This window comes from Mycobacterium sp. KBS0706 (assembly GCF_005938675.2).
Taxonomy (GTDB): Bacteria; Pseudomonadota; Alphaproteobacteria; order DSM-16000; family Inquilinaceae; genus Inquilinus.
This window is the reverse complement of record NZ_VCCH02000240.1, coordinates 1-2378: the sequence shown is the minus strand read 5'-3', so window position 1 is coordinate 2378 and position 2378 is coordinate 1. Positions and strand designations below refer to the sequence as shown.

Here is a 2378-nt window from a genome sequence, read left to right as displayed (position 1 = left end):
GGCACCAGGAAGGCTGCCGTATCCGAGGAAGCGGTCGGCCTTGGAGGGTACGGCAAAGTCTTGACCGTTCTCGTCTCGACCGAGATCGGCCCGGAGGAAGACCCAGTCGACAACGACAACGATGATGATCTCATCGAAAGTTGGACCCCGCGGTTCCGCCGCTGAGGCAAGTAGAATTCGAAGGTGACTGGAAGCCAGCTCAGCCGGTGGTGCGAGCTGGATCCGACGACCCATTCTGGCGCGCGGTCTGGTCGTATCGAGTCGACGGCTCGGTGCTCATGGTGCCCTGAGCGAGATCGGTTTCGGTTCTTCGATGGCGCCGAACCCCGGAAACCAGTGGAATATAAAGAGGTGACCGACATCGATAGCGAGCGCCAAGGGTACCTGCCGAAACCGTAGGGGGAGCTTTTAGGCCGCGGCGCCACCGCGAATGTCGTCCGCGAGTGCTTTCAGTTTGGTTGCATCGCCTTCGAGCGCCGTGAACGCGAAGGGATTAAGGAACTGCCGCCCCCAGAACAGGTTGCGGTCGGCGTCACCAAAGGCGGCTTCCTCACAGACGCTCTGCCAGTGCGACGCGATGCAGCGCAGCTGGTCTTCGACAATCCGGATCGCCTCCGGCTCCGAAAGCAGGAAGTGGCGCGCAGCATCGAGACAGGACGCGATGCGGCTCATCCGGTTGTTGCCGCTGATCAACATGGCTTGGGTGGCCTCCTGCCCAACCCGCCCTTGCGGGCAGATGTCATAGGCAGGCGTGAGGGTGAGCATCGCCCCGTCCCAGAATGCGGCATGGTTGCGGGCATGGTCGTCAGTGTTGCCGCAGAGAATGTTGAAAACGATGCGGGCGAACAGCTCGCGCAGCGTGTCTGCCGGTGCGGTGAAGCGGTGCCGGATGATCTCCGCGAGGTCCTGATAGCTGGCGTAGCGCGCCATCATCTCATCGAGGGCGAGCATTGTGAGCGCCGAAACCATTGCCTTGCGCTGCCAGCCGTCACCCGAACGCACGCGATCGAACCGCTCGACGAGCAGGACGTCCTTGCCGGCGGCGCGGACCAGGGAGACGGGCGCGGCGTTGATGCCGCACATCGCGGCGAGCCGCATGGCGATGAACTCGCCCTTGACGACGCTGTAGAGGTCGGAAGACGAAGAGAACTTCGCAACGTGTTTGACCGCGCCATCCTCGATCAGCGCTTTCGGCCGCGCGCCGCCGATCGAGCTGCCGTGGTGTAGCGCCTGGTCGAGCTCGGGCGAGAGCGGGATGCCTTTTTCGACCCGCTCTGCCGACTGGATCAGCTCTTCAAGCGTGGCGCCCGCCGGCGAACGTGGCTCATAGACATTCGGCGAGAACTGGAAATCGAGGGCGCCGATCCGGTCCGACCCCGATTCCAGCAGGAAGGTCAGTTCGGAGAGATCGAGGTGCGCAACCCCGTCTCCCTGAACGCCGAACTTGCGATTGAGAATGACGCGTCGCCCCCAGGCATCGGGAGCGGCATCGCGGATAGAGCCCGGCATAATCAGGCCGGGAAGCAGGGGCAGCTCGCCAGCCTGAAGGGGCAGCTCCGGCAGATAAAGCGGCACTGCCTCGAGCCGCTCTCGGTAGCTGCGTCCATAATTGAAGGTGACCACCCCGTCATGCGCATGCAGACGCCCGGCGACTACCGGTTCGGTCGCGCCCGGCAGCCATGTCCAGACGTAGGCTTCATCGTAGCTCGGGACCTTAGAATTCATCGATCACCGGCTTGCCGGCCTTGTAGACGTGCTTCGGAAGCAGCGCGATCCGATCATCCGTCCGCTCCGCGAGCGCGGTAATCCTCTTCTCGTCTGCGTCAAACAGGCTGACGCCGACGATGGCGGCGGCCTCGAACATCAGCCCGATTTCGACTTTGGGATCACCCTTCTCGATGCGCTGCAAGGTACTGCGCGACACGCCTACCCGCTCGGCGAGATCCTGAGCGGTCAGCCGCTTCCGCATGCGCCCAAGGCGTATCGACTTGCCCAGAAGGGCAAGCCCTTCAAGCGCATAGCGCGAGTATGTCCTCTCTTGCGTCGCTGCCTCCTGAGTAGCTCTTTGTATCATATATGCTCCATATCGCCACGATCCGGAGCACGCATAGACCATTCCATCGCATCCTGAGGTGCGGAGTCAAGGCGTGGATCACAAATGCTCCGTATCAGGCCGATTTGGATCATAGAGAAGCCACCGGAGCGGTTCAGCCGGCCTAGCTTGCCTTCTAACCGTCTAACCACGAAGGTACGAACAGCGTGCGACATGCGCTACTCGCGTGCTGGCCACGGCATTCGGAGCAGGCGTAGCCTTCCCTGTGAACGCTCCGCAGAACACGCAAAACCCCGCCTTTTCGGGGCGGGGCTTTGGATCAGAC

Annotated in this window: 2 protein-coding genes; both read right to left on the bottom strand. The window is 62.5% G+C overall.

Annotated features, from left to right (window positions below; translation table 11 throughout):
- Positions 1–408: 408 nt before the first annotated feature.
- Complete coding sequence (locus tag FFK22_RS41470) at positions 409–1725, bottom strand: type II toxin-antitoxin system HipA family toxin (protein WP_138893650.1); 1317 nt, start codon at positions 1723–1725, stop codon at positions 409–411.
- Positions 1715–2074 (bottom strand): helix-turn-helix transcriptional regulator, encoded by a 360-nt coding sequence (locus FFK22_RS44220; RefSeq protein ID WP_306770268.1) that lies wholly within the window; start codon positions 2072–2074, stop codon positions 1715–1717. The genes FFK22_RS41470 and FFK22_RS44220 overlap by 11 nt, the downstream gene beginning before the upstream one ends.
- Positions 2075–2378: the final 304 nt, after the last annotated feature.

Bases quoted from the DNA above. Each gene is read 5' to 3' on its own strand.
- FFK22_RS41470 (WP_138893650.1), bottom strand. From the start codon at position 1,725: ATGAATTCTAAGGTCCCGAGCTACGATGAAGCCTACGTCTGGACATGG.
- FFK22_RS44220 (WP_306770268.1), bottom strand. From the start codon at position 2,074: ATGATACAAAGAGCTACTCAGGAGGCAGCGACGCAAGAGAGGACATAC.